This window comes from Microbacterium sp. MMO-20 (assembly GCF_037147735.1).
In the GTDB taxonomy this organism is placed as follows: Bacteria; Actinomycetota; Actinomycetes; order Actinomycetales; family Microbacteriaceae; genus Microbacterium.
Map to the genome: position 1 here is coordinate 94,579 of NZ_JBBCUU010000003.1, position 20,913 is coordinate 115,491.

The 20,913-nt window shown below is 70.1% G+C and carries 20 protein-coding genes and 1 tRNA gene; 16 read left to right on the top strand and 5 right to left on the bottom strand.

Features of this window, described 5'->3' with window-relative positions; translation table 11 throughout:
• Nucleotides 1-2: 2 nt before the first annotated feature.
• The gene (locus WFI52_RS06435) at nucleotides 3-620 is read right to left on the bottom strand and encodes a histidine phosphatase family protein (RefSeq protein WP_336626183.1); all 618 of its coding nucleotides are present in this window, start codon (nucleotides 618-620) and stop codon (nucleotides 3-5) included.
• A gap of 63 nt (nucleotides 621-683) precedes the next feature.
• Nucleotides 684-1,550, bottom strand: a complete 867-nt coding sequence (locus tag WFI52_RS06440) for a Sir2 family NAD-dependent protein deacetylase (protein ID WP_336626184.1) — start codon at nucleotides 1,548-1,550, stop codon at nucleotides 684-686.
• An 83-nt stretch (nucleotides 1,551-1,633) separates the two neighbouring features.
• On the opposite strand from WFI52_RS06440, the gene WFI52_RS06445 reads away from it, so the two are divergent.
• Nucleotides 1,634-2,440 (top strand): TrmH family RNA methyltransferase, encoded by an 807-nt coding sequence (locus WFI52_RS06445; protein ID WP_336626185.1) that lies wholly within the window; start codon nucleotides 1,634-1,636, stop codon nucleotides 2,438-2,440.
• Nucleotides 2,441-2,469: 29 nt separating this feature from the next.
• Here the strand turns inward: WFI52_RS06445 and WFI52_RS06450 are convergent, their stop codons facing one another.
• A complete protein-coding gene (locus tag WFI52_RS06450; RefSeq protein WP_336626186.1) occupies nucleotides 2,470-3,339 on the bottom strand; it encodes an SGNH/GDSL hydrolase family protein in 870 nt (289 codons plus the stop codon).
• Between the two features lie 75 nt (nucleotides 3,340-3,414).
• Between WFI52_RS06450 and WFI52_RS06455 the strand changes: the two genes are divergently transcribed.
• From WFI52_RS06455 to WFI52_RS06480, 6 genes are all read left to right on the top strand, one after another.
• A complete protein-coding gene (locus WFI52_RS06455) occupies nucleotides 3,415-5,280 on the top strand; it encodes a DEAD/DEAH box helicase (protein WP_336626187.1) in 1,866 nt (621 codons plus the stop codon).
• Between the two features lie 53 nt (nucleotides 5,281-5,333).
• Nucleotides 5,334-5,786, top strand: coding sequence for an SRPBCC family protein (locus tag WFI52_RS06460; protein ID WP_336626188.1), 453 nt, complete (start codon nucleotides 5,334-5,336; stop codon nucleotides 5,784-5,786).
• 82 nt (nucleotides 5,787-5,868) lie between these two features.
• Nucleotides 5,869-6,957, top strand: coding sequence for a VIT1/CCC1 transporter family protein (locus tag WFI52_RS06465; protein ID WP_336626189.1), 1,089 nt, complete (start codon nucleotides 5,869-5,871; stop codon nucleotides 6,955-6,957).
• A gap of 86 nt (nucleotides 6,958-7,043) precedes the next feature.
• A tRNA-Leu gene (locus tag WFI52_RS06470) sits at nucleotides 7,044-7,128 on the top strand.
• A 106-nt stretch (nucleotides 7,129-7,234) separates the two neighbouring features.
• Nucleotides 7,235-8,554, top strand: a complete 1,320-nt coding sequence (locus WFI52_RS06475) for a M20/M25/M40 family metallo-hydrolase (protein ID WP_336626190.1) — start codon at nucleotides 7,235-7,237, stop codon at nucleotides 8,552-8,554.
• A 44-nt stretch (nucleotides 8,555-8,598) separates the two neighbouring features.
• Nucleotides 8,599-9,429: an undecaprenyl-diphosphate phosphatase gene (locus WFI52_RS06480; protein WP_336626191.1), complete on the top strand. Its 831-nt coding sequence runs from the start codon at nucleotides 8,599-8,601 to the stop codon at nucleotides 9,427-9,429.
• Here WFI52_RS06480 and WFI52_RS06485 read toward each other — a convergent pair.
• A complete protein-coding gene (locus tag WFI52_RS06485) occupies nucleotides 9,423-10,325 on the bottom strand; it encodes a proteasome assembly chaperone family protein (RefSeq protein WP_336626192.1) in 903 nt (300 codons plus the stop codon). The two genes, WFI52_RS06480 and WFI52_RS06485, sit on opposite strands and share 7 nt — an antisense overlap.
• An 84-nt stretch (nucleotides 10,326-10,409) precedes the next feature.
• On the opposite strand from WFI52_RS06485, the gene WFI52_RS06490 reads away from it, so the two are divergent.
• From WFI52_RS06490 to lnt, 9 genes are all read left to right on the top strand, one after another.
• The gene (locus WFI52_RS06490; RefSeq protein ID WP_336626193.1) at nucleotides 10,410-11,138 is read left to right on the top strand and encodes an HAD family hydrolase; all 729 of its coding nucleotides are present in this window, start codon (nucleotides 10,410-10,412) and stop codon (nucleotides 11,136-11,138) included.
• Nucleotides 11,135-12,193, top strand: a complete 1,059-nt coding sequence (locus tag WFI52_RS06495) for a tRNA (adenine-N1)-methyltransferase (protein WP_336626194.1) — start codon at nucleotides 11,135-11,137, stop codon at nucleotides 12,191-12,193. Before WFI52_RS06490 ends, WFI52_RS06495 begins: the two co-directional genes overlap by 4 nt.
• Before the next feature lie 4 nt (nucleotides 12,194-12,197).
• Nucleotides 12,198-13,115, top strand: a complete 918-nt coding sequence (locus tag WFI52_RS06500; protein WP_336626195.1) for a peptidylprolyl isomerase — start codon at nucleotides 12,198-12,200, stop codon at nucleotides 13,113-13,115.
• Between the two features lie 58 nt (nucleotides 13,116-13,173).
• Nucleotides 13,174-14,178, top strand: a complete 1,005-nt coding sequence (locus WFI52_RS06505) for a helix-turn-helix transcriptional regulator (protein WP_336626196.1) — start codon at nucleotides 13,174-13,176, stop codon at nucleotides 14,176-14,178.
• Nucleotides 14,175-15,143, top strand: a complete 969-nt coding sequence (locus tag WFI52_RS06510; RefSeq protein WP_336626197.1) for a helix-turn-helix transcriptional regulator — start codon at nucleotides 14,175-14,177, stop codon at nucleotides 15,141-15,143. Before WFI52_RS06505 ends, WFI52_RS06510 begins: the two co-directional genes overlap by 4 nt.
• A gap of 63 nt (nucleotides 15,144-15,206) precedes the next feature.
• Nucleotides 15,207-15,488 carry a Sec-independent protein translocase subunit TatA gene (tatA, locus tag WFI52_RS06515; protein WP_336626198.1) on the top strand — a complete coding sequence of 94 codons (282 nt, stop codon included), beginning with the start codon at nucleotides 15,207-15,209 and terminating at the stop codon, nucleotides 15,486-15,488.
• A 68-nt stretch (nucleotides 15,489-15,556) separates the two neighbouring features.
• On the top strand, nucleotides 15,557-16,306 hold the full coding sequence (tatC, locus tag WFI52_RS06520; protein ID WP_336626199.1) for a twin-arginine translocase subunit TatC: 750 nt from the start codon (nucleotides 15,557-15,559) through the stop codon (nucleotides 16,304-16,306).
• Nucleotides 16,303-18,789, top strand: coding sequence for a DEAD/DEAH box helicase (locus tag WFI52_RS06525; RefSeq protein ID WP_336626200.1), 2,487 nt, complete (start codon nucleotides 16,303-16,305; stop codon nucleotides 18,787-18,789). Before tatC ends, WFI52_RS06525 begins: the two co-directional genes overlap by 4 nt.
• Nucleotides 18,786-20,438, top strand: a complete 1,653-nt coding sequence (lnt, locus tag WFI52_RS06530) for an apolipoprotein N-acyltransferase (protein WP_336626201.1) — start codon at nucleotides 18,786-18,788, stop codon at nucleotides 20,436-20,438. The genes WFI52_RS06525 and lnt overlap by 4 nt, the downstream gene beginning before the upstream one ends.
• Here the strand turns inward: lnt and WFI52_RS06535 are convergent.
• A complete protein-coding gene (locus tag WFI52_RS06535; RefSeq protein WP_336626202.1) occupies nucleotides 20,428-20,802 on the bottom strand; it encodes an RNA polymerase-binding protein RbpA in 375 nt (124 codons plus the stop codon). The genes lnt and WFI52_RS06535 overlap by 11 nt on opposite strands.
• Between the last annotated feature and the right edge of the window lie 111 nt (nucleotides 20,803-20,913).

Genomic DNA, 20,913 nt, shown 5'->3' on the forward strand with positions numbered 1-20,913 from the left:
GTTCAGCCGACGGGGACGGCCATGTAGGACAGGACGCTCAACCGGTCGCGCTCGACACGGAACGCATGGGTCGACGCGTTTGCGAGCCTCTCTCCGGCGAGCGGGAACTGACCCGCACTCGCATGACGGATGAGCTGGGCGATGAACGCGCCGTGCGAGACCGCGATCACGGGGACGTCCGCTGGAGCGTGGCTGCGGCGCACATCGCGCGCGATGCGGCGGAGGGCGTCCACCGCGCGGATGCGCAGGGCATCGTCGCTCTCCGCCTCGGGAACGTTGTCGCGGTTGAACTCGCCGAACCGGGCACGGTACTCGTCGACGGTGAGCCCCTCGGCGACGCCGTACGAGCGCTCACGAAGCTGCGGGTAGGCGTGCGCCACGTCCGTGCCGAGCTCCGCGGCGATGATCTGCGCCGTCTCGCGCGCGCGCGAGAGGTCGCTCGACACCACGATCGGGCGAACGCCCCCGTACTGCTCGGCCATCCGCTCCGCGAGGCCGGTCGCCGTCGCGCGCGCCTGTGCGCGCCCCGTGTCGTTGAGCGGGATGTCGGTCGACCCCTGGATGCGGCGGGCGGCGTTCCAGTCGGTCTCGCCGTGGCGTACGAGAAGAAGTGTCGTCACGCTCTCGAGCCTACGGTCCTCTGACTGAGAGGTTGCCGCCGAAGGTGGGGGTTTCGGCGCCGTTCACTCCGCGGCGGGAAGCGCGCGGGCCAGCGCCCGCAGCACTTCCGTCGTGCCTGCGTCGACCTTCACCGTCGCCCGATTGTCGCCGCGCGTCTCGCCGCGGTTGACGATCACAATCGGGAGCTTGCGGCGCCGCGCGCGCTCGAGGAGACGGATGCCGGAGTTCACGACCAGCGAGGAACCGGCGATGAGGAGAGCATCGCTCGCCGCGACGAGTTGCTCGGCCTCGGTGAACTTGAGGGCGGGGATGTACTCACCGAAGAACACGACATCCGGCTTGAGCATGCCATCGCACACGCTGCAGACAGGGATCACGAAGCTGTCGCTGGAGGACGGCAGCACGTCGCCGTCCGGGCCCAGCTCGACGGCATCCGGAATGGTGATCCACGGATTATCGTGCTCAACGCGCACCGCAAGGTCGCGGCGATCGAAGATCTGACCGCAATGCGTGCAGAGCACACGACGCATCGTGCCGTGCAGCTCGACGACACGCAGGCTGCCGGCCCGTACGTGCAAACCGTCGACATTCTGCGTGATGACACCCGTGACGACGCCGGCGCGCTCGAGTGCCGCGAGCGCTTCGTGCCCGCCGTTGGGGTGGGATGCCGCGAACGCCCGCCATCCCAAGTGACTGCCGACCCAGTACCGCCGCCGTGCCGCCTCGCTGGAGAGGAACTGCTGCACGGTCATCGGAGTGCGCACCGGCGCGCCCTTGCCGCGGTAGTCGGGGATGCCCGAGTCGGTCGACACCCCGGCGCCGGTCAGAACCGCGATGCGCCGTCCCGCGAGAGCGTCGACGGCGCGACCCACCGCCGCCGCGGTCGGCGTATCGAAGTCCAGCACGGTCGTCATGAGTGCCTCCGTCATCGAGCGTACGCCTCGCGCTTTTCCGGCAGGTTACGCGGCGCCCGCGGCGCCGTGGCGGCGCCGCGGCGTGTCAGCATGGAGACATGCCCGCGATCCGCATCGACGACCCGGCCGATCCGCGGTTGTCCGACTACCGCGACCTCACCGATGTGGCCCTGCGTCGGGTCACCGAACCGGCGCAAGGTCTCTACATCGCGGAGTCCGCGAAGGTCATCGGGCGCGCGATCGCCGCCGGCCACCACCCGCGTTCGCTCCTCGTGCAGGAGAAATGGCTCGCGGATGCCGAGGCGCTCGCGCCCGACGCTCCCGTCTTCGTCGTGTCCGACACGGTCGCGGAGGAGCTCACCGGCTACGCGATCCACCGCGGTGCGCTGGCGGCGATGCATCGCCCCGCGCTGCGCGCCGTCGCCGACGTGATCGCGGGCGCCCGCCTCGTGCTCGTCCTCGAGGACATCGTCGATCACACCAACGTCGGCGCCGCGTTCCGCGCGGCGGCGGGGCTCGGGGCCGATGCGGTGGTCGTGACTCCGCGCTGCGCCGACCCGCTGTACCGCCGGAGCGTGCGGGTGAGCATGGGCACCGTCTTCCAGGTGCCGTGGACGCGCCTGCCGGAGGGGCGCGGCGGACCGTGGGCTGCAGGGCGCGACGTGTTCCGGGATGCCGGCATCCATCTGGCGGCTCTCGCACTCGCCGACGGGGCTGTTCCCCTCGACGAGTTCGCCGCAGCGCGCCCGGAGCGTGTCGCGCTGGTCCTCGGCACGGAAGGGGACGGGCTGTCGACGCGGGCGATCGCCGCCGCCGACACCGTCGTCACGATCCCGATGGCCGGGGGAGTGGACTCGCTCAACGTCGCCTCCGCAGCGGCGGTGGCGCTGTGGGCCCTGCGCTGACGAGCTGAATCGGCCGGATAAAGGCGCGTTCAGGCCGGCTGACCGGGCTCGGCGCCGCGATCCCGGGCGGGGGCCTCGGTGACGACGGGCAGAGCGTCCGGGCGCTTGGCCGTGACATGGTCGCCCGACGACTGATGGCGCAGGCGCCGCAGCACCCACGGCACGAAATGCGTCCGCGCCCAGACGAGATCATTCGTGCGCGCCTCGCGCCACGTGAGCGTCGGCAGCGGGTCGGGCTGCATCGGCTGCAGATCATTCGGAACATTGAGCGCGCGCAGCACCATCCGCGCGATCTCGTGGTGGCCGAGGGCGTTGAAGTGCAGCCGATCGTCATCGAAGAACCGCGCGTCCTGCACCTCTTTGAGCGCCCACTGATCAGCCACGATGCAGTCGTACCGGTCCGCGATGGCGCGGATGTTCTCGTTGTAGATCGCGACGCGGCCGCGTATGCCCCGGAACACCGGCGTGAACTCGGTGTCGATCCCCGTGAACACCACGACGGTCGCGCCCTGCGAGCTCAGCCGGGCGACGGCGTCCTCGAACTGCACTGCCACGGCATCCGGATCGCCACCGGGGCGGATCACGTCATTCCCGCCCGCGGAGAAGGTCACGAGGTCGGGCGCGAGCGCGAGGGCCGGCTCGATCTGGTCGGCGACGATCTGACCGATGAGCTTGCCGCGGACGGCGAGGTTCGCGTACGCGAAATCGTCGACCTGCGCCCCGAGGACCTCCGCGACGCGGTCCGCCCAGCCGCGGTGGTCGTCGCTGCCGGGGATCGGGTCGCCGATGCCCTCCGTGAACGAGTCGCCGATCGACACCATGCGCCGCCACGGGTGCGCGCTCTCGTTCGGCACATACGGCGAGCGGTGCTCGTCGGGGCTCGTCTCGTTCTTGCGCATGGCTCTCCTGACTCGTGGTCCCCACCGAGGCTACCGGCCTCGTCCCGTCGGCGGGGTCGTTTAGGGTGGTCACTCGTGACGGAGGATGAACGGGCGGCGACGGAGGAGCACTTCGGCAGCTTCGCGGCCGAGCACCTGTCGCCCGCATTCCCGCAGCGCGCCCCGTGGGGAACGGCGCAGAACCTCCGCGCCTGGCAGGCCGAAGCCCTCGAGACCTACTTCGGCGCCGACGGCCCGGAGGGCGCCGGCCGAGGGCCGCGCGATTTCCTCGCCGCGGCGACGCCCGGCGCCGGCAAGACGACATTCGCCCTGCGTCTCGCGTCCGAACTGCTGCGCCGCGGCGTCGTCGAGCGCATCATCGTCGTCGCCCCCACGGAGCATCTGAAGACGCAGTGGGCGGATGCCGCGGCCCGCGTCGGCATCCGGCTCGACCCGCGCTTCAGCAACCGTCAGCGCACGCACGCGCGGCAGTTCCACGGGGTCGCGGTGACCTACGCGCAGGTGGCGGTCAAGGCATCCGTCCATCGATTCCTCACCGATGAGAAGCGCACACTGGTCGTCCTCGACGAGGTGCACCACGGCGGCGATGCGCTCAGTTGGGGCGAGGCGCTCCGAGAGGCGTTCGGGCGTGCGACGCGGCGTCTGCTGCTGTCGGGCACGCCCTTCCGCAGCGACACGGCGCCCATTCCCTTCGTCGAGTACCACCCGAACGAGAAGGGCATCCGCCTCTCGCGCACCGACTACAACTACGGCTACGGGCGCGCCCTCGCCGACGGTGTCGTGCGTCCGGTCCTTTTCCTCGTCTATGCCGGCAAGATGCGCTGGCGCACGAAGACGGGCGACGAGCTCGAAGCGCATCTCGGGCAGGACAACACGAAAGATGTCACGGCGCAGGCGTGGCGTACAGCGCTCGACCCCGAGGGTGACTGGATACCGGCGGTGCTCTCGAGCGCCGACCGCCGCCTCACCGAGGTGCGTCAGGACGTTCCGGATGCCGGTGGCCTCGTCATCGCGACGGATCAGACCGCGGCACGTGCGTACGCCGCGATCCTGCATCGGATCACGGGCGAGGCGCCGACGGTCGTCCTCTCCGACGATAAGGCGGCGTCGGGGCGGATCGAGCAGTTCGCGAATGCCACGACACGCTGGATGGTCGCCGTGCGCATGGTCTCGGAGGGCGTGGACGTGCCTCGCCTCGCCGTCGGCGTGTACGCGACGAGCGCATCGACACCGCTCTTCTTCGCGCAGGCCATCGGCCGCTTCGTGCGAGCGCGCCGCCGCGGCGAGTCCGCTTCGGTCTTCCTGCCGAATGTGCCTGTCCTCTTGGGCCTGGCCGGCGAGATGGAGCGCGAACGCGATCACGCGCTCGACCGCGAATCGGGAGACGACGACGGGCTGGAGGACACGCTCCTGGCCGACGCGGAGCGCGAGGACAAGGCCTCCGACGAGCTCGAGCAGGAGTTCAGCTATCAAGCGCTCGGATCCGTCGCGCATTTCGACCGTGTGCTGTTCGACGGGCGCGAGTTCGGTCAGCTCGCGGTGCCCGGAACTCCGGAGGAGGAGGAGTTCCTGGGTCTGCCCGGCCTCCTCGAGCCCGAGCATGTGCATGAACTGCTGATGCAGCGGCAAGCGCGGCAGAGTCGCCATCGGCGCGTCCGAGAAGCGCGCGAAGGTGCCGGGACGTCCCCAGCCGAAGGCGCAACGGCGGCCGAGGGGTCTGCCGTCGACGCGGGACTGCCGCCGGCTCTCCACCGCACGCTGCGTGAGCAGCGCCAGCTGCTCAACAGTCTCGTCGGCCTCTACGCTCGCCAGAGCGGGGAGGCCCACGGTCAGGTCCATGCCGAACTCCGCCGCATCTGCGGCGGCCCGGAGGTCGCGCGAGCGACGGTCGCCCAGCTGCAGTCCCGCATCGAGGTGCTTCGCCGCCGCGTTCACTCCTGAGCATGTCCGCCTGAACACGGCACTGCCGGTGTGAGCGCGCGTACACTCGCCCCATGCGGAACGACTACCGTTTCGTGTCGCTGTGGCGGGTCCCGGCGTCGCGCGGGGCCGTGTGGGAGGCCCTCGAGCGATCGCTCGTGCCGGGGCCGCTCACCTGGTGGCCGTTCGTCTCCGTCGTGCAGGCGCCGGACCGCCCGCGACCGGGCGCGCACGTCGCGCTGGACGTCCGGAGCGTGTTCCGATACCGACTCGGTATCGACTTGACGATCGTGGAGGTGGAGGCGCCGCGGCGACTCGTCGCCGAGAGCACCGGTGACCTCGTGGGGCGCGGGTCGCTCGACGTCACGGAAGACGGCCCGGGATCCGCGCTCACGTGGACATGGGAGGTCGAGACCCACAGGCCATGGATGCGGATCACGGGACCCCTCCTTCGGCCCGTCTTCGTCCTGGCGCACACACTCGTGATGCGGCGGGGCGAACGCGGCTTCCGTGATACGGTCCGCTGACGCGCGCGGTTCGGAGTCCCGAAATGCTGGCAATGTCGCGCTGAAGGCCGACCGCCGCGCGCCGGCTCGTTACCGTGGACGGGTGACCGCAGCGCCCCCCACCCCGACGAACGCCGACCGGCGACGCTGGGCCCGCTACCTTTCCGATGAACGTGCCGAAGCCCAGGTCTACCGCGATCTCGCACGCCGCCGCGACGGTGAGGAGCGCGAGATCCTTCTCGCCCTCGCCGACGCCGAGGGCCGCCACGAGCAGCACTGGCTCGATCTGCTCGGTGAAGAGCCGGCGCGCTTGCCCGCGCCGAGCCTGTCCTCGCGGAGCCTCGGCTGGATGGCCCGCCGCTTCGGGTCGATCTTCGTGCTCGCGCTCGCCCAGAACGCCGAGGATCGCTCTCCGTACGACACCGAACCCTACGCCACGGCCCAGATGGCCGCCGACGAGAGGGTGCATCGCGAAGTCGTCCGCGGCCTCGCCGCGCGGGGGCGCAGACGCCTCTCCGGCACTTTCCGCGCCGCCGTCTTCGGCGCGAACGACGGCCTCGTCTCCAATCTCGCTCTCGTGCTGGGCATCGGAGCGACCGGCGTCGCGCCGCAGTTCGTGCTGTTCAGCGGCATCGCGGGCCTCCTCGCCGGTGCCCTGTCGATGGGCGCGGGGGAGTACGTCTCGGTGCGTTCGCAGCGCGAGCTCCTGGATGCCACCGAGCCGAGCGACTACGCCGATGCGTCGTTCCCGCACCTCGACCTCGACGCGAACGAGCTCGCTCTCGTCTTCCGCACGCGCGGCATGCCGGAGGCGGAGGCCGAAGCGCGCGCACGGCGTGTCCTCGAGGCGGCGCGCACGCCCGAAGCGCCACCCGCGACGGGGCCGATCGGCATCGGCGGCGATCACGAGGTCGTGGGGAGCGCGCTCGGTGCGGCGGCATCCAGTTTCGCCTTCTTCGCCTCGGGTGCCATCATCCCCGTGCTGCCCTGGCTCTTCGGCCTCAGCGGGTTCGCCGCCGTCGCCGTCGCCCTCGCCCTCGTGGGCGTCGCCCTCGTAGCGACGGGCGCGATGGTGGGTCTCCTCTCGGGAGCCCCGCCGCTCCGCCGCGGTCTGCGTCAACTCGCAATCGGCTTCGGCGCTGCCGCCGTGACGTACCTCCTGGGGCTCCTCTTCGGCGTCTCGGCCGGGTGACGCGCCCGGGTGCGCGGCCGGATTCCAGGTTCGCCGCGGGACGTGGTAATGTCGATCCTCGGTTGCGAAAGCACCGAAACCACCTCGCGCGGGTGGCGGAATAGGTAGACGCGCTAGCTTGAGGTGCTAGTGCCCGTATAGGGCGTGGGGGTTCAAGTCCCCCCTCGCGCACAGCAGTGAAAAGACCCCCGATCAGGATTTTCTTTCCGGATCGGGGGTCTTCGCATGTCCGGGACGAACGCACCGGCGTCCAGGCGGGCGGGGTAGCGTGATCGTCATGACCGACGACCTCCCCGAAGTGGCACGTCTCGCACGCGACCTCATCCGCTTCGACACGACGAACTACGGCGAAGGGCGCGCGCACGGCGAACGTGAGGCGGCGGAGTACGTCGGCGCCTATCTCGAGACACTCGGTCTCGAGGTCGAGTACTACGAGCCCATCCCGCGGCGCACCAACGTCGTCGCGCGGATCGCGGGCCGCGATCGTGAGAAGCCCGCTCTCGTCCTGCATGGCCACCTCGACGTCGTTCCCGCGGTCGCCGCGGACTGGAGCGTCGACCCCTTCGCCGGCGTCGTCAAGGACGGCATGCTCTGGGGTCGCGGCGCTGTCGACATGAAGGACATGGATGCCATGATCCTCGCCTCAGTCGCAGAGCTCCTCCGCGCAGGGGAGCTGCCGGCGCGAGACCTCGTCGTCGTGTTCTTCGCGGACGAGGAGAACGGCGGCGTGGAGGGCTCGCAGCTCGTCGTGCGCGATCGGCCGGAGTGGTTCGCCGGAGCGACCGAGGCCATCAGCGAGGTGGGTGGCTACTCGATCGGCGTGGGAGAGGGGCGCGCCTATCTGCTGCAGGTGGGGGAGAAGGCGCTCATCTGGATGCGTCTGCGTGCACGCGGCACCGCCGGTCATGGCAGCCGGTTCCACCCCGACAACGCCGTGACGCGTCTCGCTGACGCGGTCGCAAGCCTCGGCCGCACGGCTTGGCCGATCGAACTCACCGACACGACGCGCCAGACCGTCGCGGGCCTCGCAGCGCTCTGCGGCGGCGACGGCAACGGAGACGCGCCGGATGTCGACACCACGGATCCCGACGCCGTCGCGGACGCCACGGGGCCGGCGGCGGGATTCCTCCGCTCCACGTTCCGCACGACCGCCAACCCGACCGGACTCACCGCGGGGTACAAGCACAATGTGATCCCGGATGTAGCGACCGCCGCGGTCGACGTCCGAACCCTGCCGGGGCAGGAAGACGCCGTCCTCGCCGAGATCCAGCGCATCGTCGGCGACGACATCGTGATCGAGGTCGTGCACCGCGACATCGGGCTCGAGGTGCCGTTCGCGGGGGATCTCGTGGAGGCGATGGTGGACGCGCTCGGACGCCACGACCCCGGCATCCCGGTCGTTCCGTATCTCATGGGTGGCGGCACGGACAACAAGGCTCTCGCGGAGCTCGGCATCGCCGGCTATGGCTTCGCCCCGCTGCGCCTTCCGCGCGACCTCGACTTCACGGGTATGTTCCATGGAGTGGATGAGCGCGTCCCGATCGACGCGCTGGTGTTCGGCCAGCGCGTGCTGGTCGATCTCCTCCGCTCGTACTGACGTCCCGGTTCCCGACACCGACCCGCCCATCCGGAGAGGCATCCATGCTGTTCGACGCGATCATCCTCGGAATCGTGCAGGGGCTCACCGAGTTCCTGCCGATCTCCTCGAGCGCGCACCTGCGCATCATCGGCGAGTTCCTGCCTTCCGCCGTCGATCCGGGCGCAACCTTCACCGCGATCACCCAACTCGGCACGGAGCTCGCGGTGCTCGTCTACTTCTGGAAGAAGATCGTCCGCATCATCGGGCGCTGGTTCGGGTCCCTCACCGGTCGCGTGCCCCGCAATGATCCGGACGCGCGCATGGGCTGGATCGTCATCATCGGCACGATCCCGATCGGCATCCTCGGATTCCTCTTCCAGGACGTCATCCGCGACACTTTCCGAAACCTCTGGCTCGTCGCGATCGTCCTGATCGTCTTCGGTCTCATCCTCGGTGCCGCCGATGCGCTCGGGCGTCGCACCCGCAACGAGCAGGACCTGACCTACCCGCACGGCCTCGCGCTCGGGCTCGCGCAGTCACTCGCGCTCATCCCCGGCGTCTCCCGCTCGGGCGCGACGACGACAATGGGGCTCGCCCTCGGGTACACGCGCCCGGTCGCCGCCGAGGTCGCGTTCCTGCTCGCCGTGCCGGCGGTGTTCGGCAGCGGCGTGTACGAGCTGTACCACTCGATCAAGGAACCCGGATCGTCCGTGTTCAGCGGCGCCGAGACCGCCGTCGCGACCGTCATCGCGTTCGTCGTCGGCCTCGCCGTCATCGCCTTCCTCATGCAGTACCTCAAGCGCGGCAGCTTCCTGCCGTTCGTGATCTACCGCGTGGTGCTCGGCATCGTCCTGATCATCCTGCTGAGCCTGGGCGTACTCCAGGCCTACTGACGCCGGGGCCCATCGGAATCGCGGCCCGGCGCGCCGGGTCCCTTGCCGGGCCCGTCGCCGCCGCGGCGGAGATAGCGCTCGAACTCCTGCGCGATCGCGTCGCCGGAGGCCTCCGGCGAATCCCACGTGTCGCGCGTCTGTTCGAGCTGGTGGATGTACTCGGTCATCTCCTCGTCATCCGATGCCGCGGCGTCGATCGACGCCTCCCACGCGAGGGACTGTGCGGGGAGCTCGCCGCGTGGGATGACCGCGCCCGTGAGCTCGCCGAGGCGGTCGAGAAGGGCGAGCGTCGCCTTGGGGGAGGGCGTGTGGCCGGCGACGTAGTGTGGCACGCTCGCCCACAGAGCGGCACACGGGATGCCGGCTGCCTCGGCGGCGGTCGAGAGCACGGTGAGGATGCCGGCGGGTCCTTCGTACGTCGGCTTCTCGAGCCCGAGCGCGCTGCGCAGCGCCTCGTTCTCGCTCCCGGCGAACACCGAAATCGGCCGCGTGTGCGGGACATCCGACATCATCGAACCGAGGGCGATGATGCCCGTGATGTCCTCGCGCAGCGCCGCATCGATGAGCTCGGCGACGAACCCCTGCCAGGCGCGCGCAGGCTCGTAGCCGCTCAGAAGCCAAAGCCGAGCGCCGTCCGAGTGGTCGCCGTCTTCGCCGTCGGGGAGCGGACGCCAGAGGGTCGCGTCGGGCCAGACGAGGCTGCGGGAGCCGTCGGCATCCAGCCGCACCTGGGGCCGCGTGTACTGGTAGTCGAAGTAGAGCTCGGGGTCGACCGCGAACACCTCGCGGTAGGCGCTCGACTCGCGGATGTGCGCGATCGCTGCCGACGCGGCTTCGCCCGCGTCGTTCCATCCGTCGAATGCGACCACGAGAACTCGCTGACCCAGTTCGTCCACACCGCTCCTCATCGTCCGTGAACCGATCACCCTACGATACGCGCGGGCCGCGGGGAGCGGGTGGCGACGCCGTAGCATGGAACGATGTCCTCTCCCGGCCTCGCCTCCGCTTCCGCGCCGCCCGTCTCTCCACCCCTGCCCGCAGCGGTGCTGTGGGACATGGACGGCACGCTCGTCGACACCGAGGGCTACTGGATGGATGCCGAGACCGCCCTCGTCGAGAGCTTCGGCGGCACGTGGACGCATGAGCAGGCACTCACCCTCGTCGGCAGCGGTCTCGATCGCTCCGGAGAGATCCTGCAGGACGCGGGTGTACGCATGACGGTGCCCGACATCGTCGCGCATCTGACCCGCGTGGTGTCCGAGCGCCTGGCCACCGACGGCAACCCTTTCCGTCCCGGCGCCGTCGAACTCCTGCGCGCGCTGCGCGCGCAGGGCGTGCGGACGGCCCTCGTCACGATGTCGCTGCGCGAAATGGCACTCACGGTCGCCGGCCAGATGGGGTTCGATGCGTTCGACCTCGTCGTCGCGGGCGACGACGTCACGCGCCCGAAGCCGTTCCCCGATCCCTACCTCCAGGCGTGCACGACGCTCGGCGTCGACCCGGCCGACGCGGTTGCGATCGAGGATTCTCCGACCGGCGTGCGCGCGGCGGCATCCGCCGGGGTGACGACGATCGGCGTGCCGTTGATGGTTCCGCTCGACGGGGCCGGGGCGCACGTCCTGTGGCCGACGCTCGAAGGACGCACGACCGACGATCTCCGCGCGGTCCACGCCGCACGACGCACGAGCCGCGACGAGGTGTCCGCGTGAACGCCGACCTCCGCCCGAGCGGCCCGTTCCGCCTCGGCGACCGCGTCCAGCTCACCGGCCCCAAAGGGCGCCTGCACACTGTGACTCTCCGCGAACGCGGCGAGCTGCACACGCACCACGGTGTTCTGAAGCACGAGCAGATCGTCGGCCAGCCGGACGGCTCGGTCGTGACGAACTCGGGCGGTCACGAGTACCTCGCACTGCGGCCGCTCCTGCGCGACTTCGTCATGTCGATGCCGCGGGGCGCGGCGATCGTCTACCCGAAGGACGCCGCGCAGATCCTGGCATCCGCCGACATCTTCCCGGGCGCGACCGTCGTGGAGGCGGGTGTGGGCTCGGGCGCCCTGTCGCTGTGGCTGCTTCGCGCGATCGGCGCGGAAGGTCGCCTCGTCTCGTTCGAGCGCCGCGAGGAGTTCGCCGATGTGGCCCAGGCCAATGTGGAGACGTTCCTCGGATCTACGCCGGACACCTGGCGCGTCGTCGTCGGAGATCTCGTCGAAGAGCTGCCGTCGACTGTCGCACCGGGCTCGGTCGACCGCGTCGTGCTCGACATGCTCGCACCGTGGGAGTGCATCGACGCCGTCGCCGACGCACTGACACCGGGCGGCGTCGTGCTCTGCTATGTCGCGACGGCGACGCAGCTGAGCCGCGTCGCGGAGTACATCCGCGGGACGGGGCTGTTCACCGAGTCGGAGGCCACCGAGACGATGGTCCGCGGATGGCACGTCGAGGGCCTCGCCGTGCGTCCCGACCACCGCATGGTCGCGCACACCGGCTTCCTCATCACGGCTCGTCGCCTCGCTCCGGGCGCGGTGCCACCGGACGTCCGCAAGCGCGCCCTCAAGAAGCCGAGCTACGCGGACGACGATGTCGAAGCATGGACGCCGGGCGCGGTGGGAGACCGGGAGATCACCGACAAGAACCTCCGCAAGCGTGTGCGCGAGGCGCAGCGCGCCCTCGACGGCGCACGCATGGCCGCGGGAGGTGCCGCAACCCGCGGCAGCGCCGACGCGGCTCCCGACGACGGAGCGGATGCCGCGCCCGACGTAGACTGATCCGGTGCTTCGGATCCCTGCCGTCATCGCCGTCCTCGGCCTTTCCGCTCTGACCCTCGCCGCGTGCGCGTCCGCACCGGGTTCCGCCTCGTGCGACCGCGTCGACTCGGACTCGTCGATCTTCGACGTCGTGCACTCGTCCGGCGAATTCGGAACGCCCGAGACCACTCTGGACGCTCCCGTGAACGTCGACGCGACGACCGTGCGGGATGAGACTGCCGGCGACGGTCTGCGCGTCACGTCAGATGACCAGGACGTGTTCTTCAGCGTCTCGATCGTCGACGGGGCGTCGGGTAAGGCGGTCGCAGCCGGAAGCGGTCAGATCCAGTCGCTGTCGGCGTGGCGCGAGAACTACGCAGGTCTCGCTGACGCGATGATGTGCGCCACGGAGGGATCGCGCATCGTCGCGGCGATCCCGGCATCCGGGCTCTCCGCGCAGGCGGCCGAGAGCTGGGGCGTCGCCGCGGAACAGTCGATCGTTGTGACCCTCGACCTGACCAAGGTGTACCTCGCCGCCGCCGATGGCGCATCGCAGTACAACGATCGCCGCGGCATGCCCTCGGTCGTGCTCGCGCCGAATGGCCGCCCGGGGATCATCATTCCCGACGCCGCTGCGCCGACGGACCTGACCACCGAGACACTCAAGAAGGGTGCCGGGGCGGAGATCACCGCTCAGGACACTGCGCGCGTCCAGTACACCGCGGTGGACTGGGGAACGCGGAAGGTGACCTCGTCGACGTGGGAAGACGGGGCATCGCGGGCCGTCACGACCGGTGCGGACATCCCGTTCGCATCCCAGCTGCTCGGCGCGACGGTGGGCTCGCAGCTGCTCGTCGTGGTTCCCGGGGCATCCGCCGGTTCGTCGGCGACGGCATACGTCATCGACATCCTCGGCATCGATCCGGCGACAGCCGCGCGCTGACGCGGACACGGCGTCCGGGCGCAGACCTGGGCGCACAGGCGACGCCTAGGATGGGCGGGTGCCCACCGAAAGTCCGTCCCGCACCGCGCCCGAAGAGCGCCTGGTGAACCTCGTCGTCGCGCTCATGGCGACCGAGTCGGGGCTCACGAAGGAGACGATCCTCGCCTCTGTCGCAGGGTACCGCGAGCAGTCGAGCGCCGGCGCGTCGAAGGATGCGCTGGAGAAGATGTTCGAGCGCGACAAGCAGACCCTTCGGGGCCTCGGCATCCAGGTGGAGACGATCGGCGACTACGCCGACCCCGACGATCTGCGTGAGGCCCGTTACCGGATCCCCACCGCGGAGTACGAGCTCCCCGCAGACATCGAGTTCAGCCCGGCGGAGATCGCCGTCCTGAATCTCGCGGGGGGCGTGTGGAGTGAGAGCTCCATGTCGGCGGACGCCCGCAGCGGCCTGCGCAAGATCCGCGCGCTCGGCGGCGACGTCGATGCGCCCATCATCGGCTACTCGCCGCGCATCAGCCTCCGCGAAGCGGCTTTCTCCCCACTGCAAAGCGCGATCGAGCAGGGGCGCGTCGTGCAGTTCTCGTATCTCAAAGCAGGGGAGGATGTCGCGCACCGTCGCCGCATCCGCCCGCTCGCCCTCGTCGAGTACGAAGCGCGCTGGCACGTGTACGGGTTCGACCTCGACCAGAGTGAGGCGCGGACGTTCCTGCTCGCCCGCATCACGTCGGACGTGGAGATCACGAAGACCTCGTTCGATCTCGCCGAGCGCGACGGCGCCGGCGACCGGGCCCTCGCGGGCCTTTCCGCCCTCGCGGAGCGCCAGCGCGCCCTCGTCGAGATCGCGCCGGGGTCCGAAGCCGCGCTGCGGCTCAGTCGTCGCGCCCTGCCTGCGGAACAGGGCTTCCACGTGCCCTACGTCGACGTCCACATCCTCGCCGACGAGCTCGCCTCCTACGGCCCCGAGGTGCGGGTCGTGGAGCCCGAGACTCTGCGCGCCGAAGTCGTCGCACGCCTGGAGCGCGTCCTCGCGCGCCACAGCTCGAGCGGAGCCGTCGCGTGAACGCGCGTCCGCTCCTCGCGACCGACCGTGCGGCTCTCATCCTGCAGCTCGTTCCCTACCTCATCGGCAAGGGCGAGGTCACTCTCGCCGAGGCGGCGGAGGACTTCGACGTGACGGTGCCGCAGATGCGGGCCATGGTCGAGAAGCTCACGGTCATCGGCCTGCCCGGGGACGGCGGTTTCTGGCAGATGGCGAACGACCTGTTCGACATCGACTGGGATCTTCTCGACCAGCAGGACGTCATCGTGATCACCAATTCGGTCGGTCTCGAGCGCACGCCGCGCCTCAGCGCCCGCGAAGCGGCGGCGCTCCTCGCGGGGCTCCAGCTCGCGGCATCCCTGCCCGGTGTCGGCGACTCCGGCGTCGTGCAGGGCCTCCTCGCCAAGCTCGCGCGCGGTGCCGCGACGAGACCAGCCGAGGTCATCGTCGCCCCCGAGGCCGTCGACGATGTGCGGATCGCCGTCGCGGAGGCGGTCCGGCGCGGTGTCGCGGTCTCGTTCGGGTATCGCGCTCCGGATGCTCCGGAGACGATCCGCACGGTCGATCCCGTCAAGGTGCACATCGCGAACGGCCAGTGGTACCTGCAGGGCTGGTGCCACCTGCGGCAGGCGATGCGCACCTTCCACCTCGACCGCGTCTCCGACGTGCGGTTGACCGAGATCCCCGTCACCCACGGGGCGGATAGGGTTCCCGCGCTGTTCGAGCCCACCGAGACGGATGTCGCCGTCGACGTGCGTTATCGTCCCGGCGCCGAGCCGCTGCTGCACGATTTCGTCGTCGAGCAGCGTTCGTCGCCGCCGCCCGGGGCCGACGGCGCACGGACGGCGCGCATACGGCTGGGCGATGCCCGCAGCCTCAAGCGACTCGCGGCGCGCCTGGGTGGGGAGCTCGAGATTCTCGGGCCGCCGGACGTCCGAGACGCGACGGCGCAGTGGGCGCGAGAGGGACTCGAGCAGTATCGATGAGCGGCGCTGGGCGCACTCATCGCATCGGCGGGTAGACTGACCGAAAGCTTCCGAAAAGGGGACATGATGGGAAACCTGTTCGCCGGTCCGCACCTGTGGATCCTCCTGATCGTGATCCTGCTGCTGTTCGGTGCGGCCAAGCTCCCCGCGCTCGCCAAGAGCATGGGGCAGTCGGCCCGCATCTTCAAGGGCGAGATGAAGGCGATGAAGAGTGACGACGCGGATGCCGCCGCAGCGGGCGAGTCCGTGACGCCGCCCGCACCCGGCGTCGCGCAGAACGTGGCTCAGGCGCCCACGCCGACGGCTGAGCCGGCGAAGCCGGCTTCGCCGGACACCACCCCCTGACCGCAGCCGTGGCCACGGCCGAACACCCCCCGCTCGGAACGGACGACGCCCCGCGCCGCGATAGGCGCATGTCGCTCGGGCAGCATCTCACCGAACTGCGCAAGCGCTTCATCATCGGCCTCGCCGCGCTCGTGGTCGGGATGGTCGCAGCGTACTTCCTCACCGACTGGATCATCTGGGCGATGACGGAGCCCATCCGCGTGGTCGCGGAGCAGCGCGGTGAGGATGTCGGCCTCATGATCGACACCGTCACGGGCGCGTTCGATCTTCGTCTGCGGATATCGTTCGCCGTCGGCATCATCATCTCGGCTCCCGTCTGGCTGTGGCAGCTCTGGGCATTCCTGATGCCGGGTCTCACTCGCAAAGAGATCCGCTACACCATCGGCTTCGTGGCCGCCGCGATCCCACTCTTCTTCGCGGGATGCTTCGTCGGATGGTGGGTCATGCCGCACATCGTCGAGATCATGGCCTCGTTCACCCCCGACGGCGCGGCCAACTGGTTCCAGGCGAAGTACTACTACGACTTCGTGTTCAAGCTCGTGATCGTCGTCGGCGTCTCGTTCGTCGTGCCGGTCTTCCTCGTCGCTCTCAATCTCGCCGGCATCATGAGCGGCCGTGCGATCCTCAAGGCGTGGCGGGTCGCTGTGCTCATCGCGGTCGGATTCGCGGGGCTCGCGACGCCGGCGGCCGACATCGTGAGCATGCTCCTTCTGGCCGGCATCCTCGTCGTCCTCTTCTTCGCCGCGGCCGGGCTGTCGATGCTCTTCGACCGCCGTCGCGCCAAGCGCGCCCGGGCCGAACTCGGGCCCCTCGCATGACCGCGTCGCAGCCGACCGACCCCGCCACCCGATACGCGCAGGCGCAGGCGCAGCGCGCGCACCCGATCACCGCGGCGTTCGCCGCTGCCCAGCGCTTCGACCTCGACCCCTTCCAGATCGCGGGTTGTCACGCGCTCGAAGACGGGCGCAGCGTGCTCGTCGCGGCGCCCACGGGCGCCGGAAAGACGATCGTCGGCGAGTTCGCGATTCATCTTGCGATGCTCGCTGCGGCGGAGAAGGCGTTTTACACGACGCCCATGAAGGCACTGTCGAATCAGAAGTTCCGCGAGCTCCAAGGGGTCTACGGCGAGGACGAGGTCGGTCTCCTCACGGGCGACACGAACATCAACGGCGGCGCACGCATCGTCGTCATGACCACCGAGGTGCTCCGCAACATGCTGTACGCGGATTCCTTGGCACTGCGGGGCCTCCGCTACGTCGTCATGGACGAGGTGCACTACCTCGCCGACCGGTTCCGCGGAGCGGTCTGGGAAGAGGTCATCATCCACCTGCCGCCGGACGTCCGTCTCGTGTCACTTTCGGCGACCGTGTCCAACGCGGAGGAGTTCGGCGATTGGCTCGGCACCGTCCGCGGCGACACCGAGGTGATCGTCTCGGAGACACGGCCGGTCCCCCTCGAGCAGCACGTGCTCGTGCGCGGTGATCTCCTGCCGCTGTTCGACGATCGTGCGGGAATCGCGACAGCGCTCGTCAACCAAGAGCTCATGCGCCTCCGCGGCGGCAGCGGTGCGCGGTACGAGAACAATCGGCAGGCCCAGCAGTATCGCTCTACCGGGGGACGGGAAAGCGGCAGACGCCCCCCGCGCGGCGGCAGACGCCCGGTGCGCACGGCGAACGTGCAGCGCATCGAACGGATGGACCGCCCCGAGGTCGTACAACTGCTGGAGCGAGCGAACCTCTTGCCGGCGATCTTCTTCATCTTCAGCCGCGCAGGGTGCGATGGCGCCGTGCAGCAGGTGCGGCGATCGGGGCTGCGCCTCACAACGCGCGAGGAACGCGACGAGATCCGCCGCGTCGTCGACGAGCGCACCCGTACGCTGGCCGAAGACGATCTGCACGTACTCGGCTATTGGGAGTGGCGCGAGAACCTCGAACGAGGGATCGCCGCGCATCACGCGGGACTTCTGCCCGCGTTCAAAGAGGTCGTGGAGGAGCTCTTCCGACGCAAGCTAGTCAAGGTCGTCTTCGCGACCGAGACTCTCGCGCTCGGCATCAACATGCCCGCACGCACCGTCGTGCTCGAGAAGCTCGAGAAGTTCAACGGCGAGGCGCGTGTTGCGATTACCTCGGGGGAGTACACGCAGCTCACCGGACGCGCCGGACGCCGCGGCATCGACGTGGAGGGGCACGCCGTCATTCAATGGACGGAGGCCCTCGACCCGCAGGCGGTGGCCGCGCTCGCGTCGCGTCGTACGTACCCGCTCAATTCCAGCTTCCGCCCGACCTACAACATGGCCGTCAACCTCATCGACCAGGTCGGGCGCGAGCGCGCGCGAGAGGTCCTGGAATCCTCCTTCGCGCAGTTCCAGGCCGACCGCGCCGTCGTGGGCCTCGCGCGCGAGGTGAAGGATGCCGAGGAGTCGCTCGCCGGCTACGCGAAGGCCATGACGTGCGATCGCGGCGACTTCGTCGCCTACGCGGGCCTGCGCCGGGAACTGAGCGACCTCGAGAAGCTGGGCCGCGCCGACCGCGCGGCCCCCGCGCGGATCCGCGATGGGCGCTCGCGTGAGATTCAGTCGCTGCGAACACGTCTGCAGCGGCATCCCTGTCACTCCTGCCCCGATCGCGAGGCGCACGCACGGTGGGGCGAGCGGTACGCCAAGCTCGAACGCCGAGTCGAGAAGAACCGACGCCAGATCGAGGCGCGCACCGGCACGGTCGCGCGGGTGTTCGACCGTGTCGTGGACGTCCTGACCGCGCTCGACTATGTGCACGTCGACGCCGAGGGGCGCACAACCCTCAGCGCGGCCGGAGCGACGATGAAGCGCATCTACGGCGAACGCGACCTCCTCGTCGCGGAAGCCCTGCGTCAGGGGCTGTGGACCTCGCTGGATGCCCCGGGCCTCGCCGCGCTCGCGTGCTGTCTCGTCTACGAACCGCGCCGCGACGAGGCCGGACCCGGAGAGCACGGGCTGCCCCGCGGCGCCTTTCGGCAGGCCCTCGGCGAGACGCAGACCCTCTGGGCGCGCCTCGACGATCTCGAGCAGGACCACCGTCTGCCGGGTACCGAGCCCGTTGCGACAGGGCTCGCAACCGCGATGCACTCGTGGGCCCGCGGCGCGAGCCTCGACCGCGTGCTCGACGAGGCAGACCTCGCCGCGGGTGACTTCGTGCGCTGGTGCAAGCAGACCATCGACCTGCTCGACCAGCTGTCTATGGTCGCCGAGGGCCCGGTGGCAGTCACCGCGCGCCGCGCGCTCGAGTCTGTCCGTCGCGGCATCGTCGTCTACGGGTCGCTGTGAGCGGCACCGTCCCGGGCAAGGCACCCGTGCGCCCTGTCCTGCCGCTGTGGCTCGCGCTGCCCGTCGCGGCGTTGGGCGGGCTCGTGCTCACGACGGCATTCCCCGGGCTCTCCTGGTGGCCGGCCGTGTTCGTCGCCGTGCCACTCGCGCTGATCGCCCTCATCGGCCGGCGCGCCTGGTCCGCCGTGCTCGTCGGGTTCCTTTTCGGGGCGGCGCTGTTCTTCGTGAACCTCTCGTTCACGGCGCGCTATCTCGGGCCGATCCCCTGGATCGCGCTGTCGACGCTCGAGGCGTCACTCGCGGCGGTCATGGCGGCGCCCATCGCCTGGGCGTATCGGTGGATGCCTCGCATCGCTCCGGGCCCCTGGGCGCGCCTCGTGGCGCTTCCCGCGCTCGTGGCTGGGCTCTGGGTCGCGCGGGAGGAGCTCCTGGGCACGTTCCCCTATGGCGGGTTCCCGTGGGCACGACTGGGCGTCACACAGGCATCCTCCCCGCTCGCCGAGGTCGCGTCGTGGACGGGGATGAGCGGACTGTCGTTTCTGATCGTCTTCGCCTGTGCCGCGGCGATCGAGTACGGGCGCCGCGCCAGGCTCCGGTTCGCGGGCGATCTCCGCGGGCTCCTTCCCACCGCCGTTGCCCTTGCCGTCCTGCTTCTGACTCCGCAGTTCCCCACGACGGATGCCGGGACGATGCGGGTCGGATCCGTGCAGGGCAACGGCCCCGCCGGCTACTTCGACGCGCGACAGCCGTACGACGTCTTCCGCGCGCAACTCGCGGCGACACGCCCGCTCGAGGGCGAAGACCTCGACGTGCTCCTCTGGCCCGAGGGCGGCGTCGACGCCGACCCCACCCAGAACGCCTCGGTGGCCCGGGAGCTCGATGCCCTGGGCGAGCGCCTCGACACGCCCTTGCTGATCGGGGCGGTCACACAGCGAGGTGACGAGTACTTCAACTCCGCGCTCGTCTGGGAGCAGGGCGCCGACAATCCCGTCGCGACGTACGACAAGCGGCATCCGGTGCCGTTCGGCGAGTTCGTGCCCGACCGCTCGTTCTGGCGGCTGTTCGCTCCCGACCTCATCGACCTCATCCAGCGCGAGTACACGCCCGGCACGGCGACGCCGGCCGTTGACGTGGGCGGGGTTCCGGTGGGCCTCGCGATCTGCTTCGACGTCATCTACGACGATGTCATCCGTGATGGCGCACAGGCCGGCGCTCAGGTCTTCATGTTCCAGACGAACAATGCCGACTTCCGCGGCACCGACGAGAACCTGCAGCAGCTCGCCTTCGCGCGCATGCGCGCGATCGAGGCGGGCCGCTCGGTCGTCAACCTCTCGACGGTCGGCACGAGCCAGGTCATCGCCCCCGACGGTCACACGATCGACAGCCTGCCGGCCGATGAGCCGGGCGCCATGGTGACGACGGTGGAACTGCGCACCGGCCTCACACCGGCTGTCGTAGCGGGGGACGCCATCCAGACGGGTCTCGGGTGGGGGAGCGTCGTCGCTCTCGTACTGATCGGCGTCTGGGGACGGTTGCGCTCACGCCGCGCAGACACACCGCACGCGGGTACGACGAAGACGTCGGCCTCCGAAGAGCTCGGAGGCCGACGTCCGGGGATCGTCGAAGCGAAGCGCGGACTCAGGCGCTGAGTCGCGCCGAGTCCGTCGCGCCCCGGCGCGCACGCAGCAGCGCGAGGCGCTCTTCGAGGAGCTCCTCGAGCTCGGGGATGGTGCGGCGCTCCATCAGCATGTCCCAGTGGGTGCGGGCGACCTTGTCTCCCGAGTGATCGACCTCGACGACGGTGTCGCCGACCCGGAGCACGGCTTCCGCGCCACAGGTGCGGCACTCCCATGCCTCGGGAACCTCGGCGTCGGCCGCGAAGGTCAGAACCGTCTCGCGCGCGCACTGCGTGCAGACGTACGTGTGGTTGGCGCGCTCATGGAACACGACGCCTTCCTCGCTCTGTAGGCTGGAAGCGCCGAGTCGGATGCCGCGCAGGCTGCGATCTGCCATTGTGTGGTCCTCTCGTCTTGTCAGGTATAACGCGCTCAGCTGTGTGCATCATCCGAACGAGCGCCTGACGACGCCCTTTCACAGCCGATGCTCAGGCCGCTCGCCGTGGCC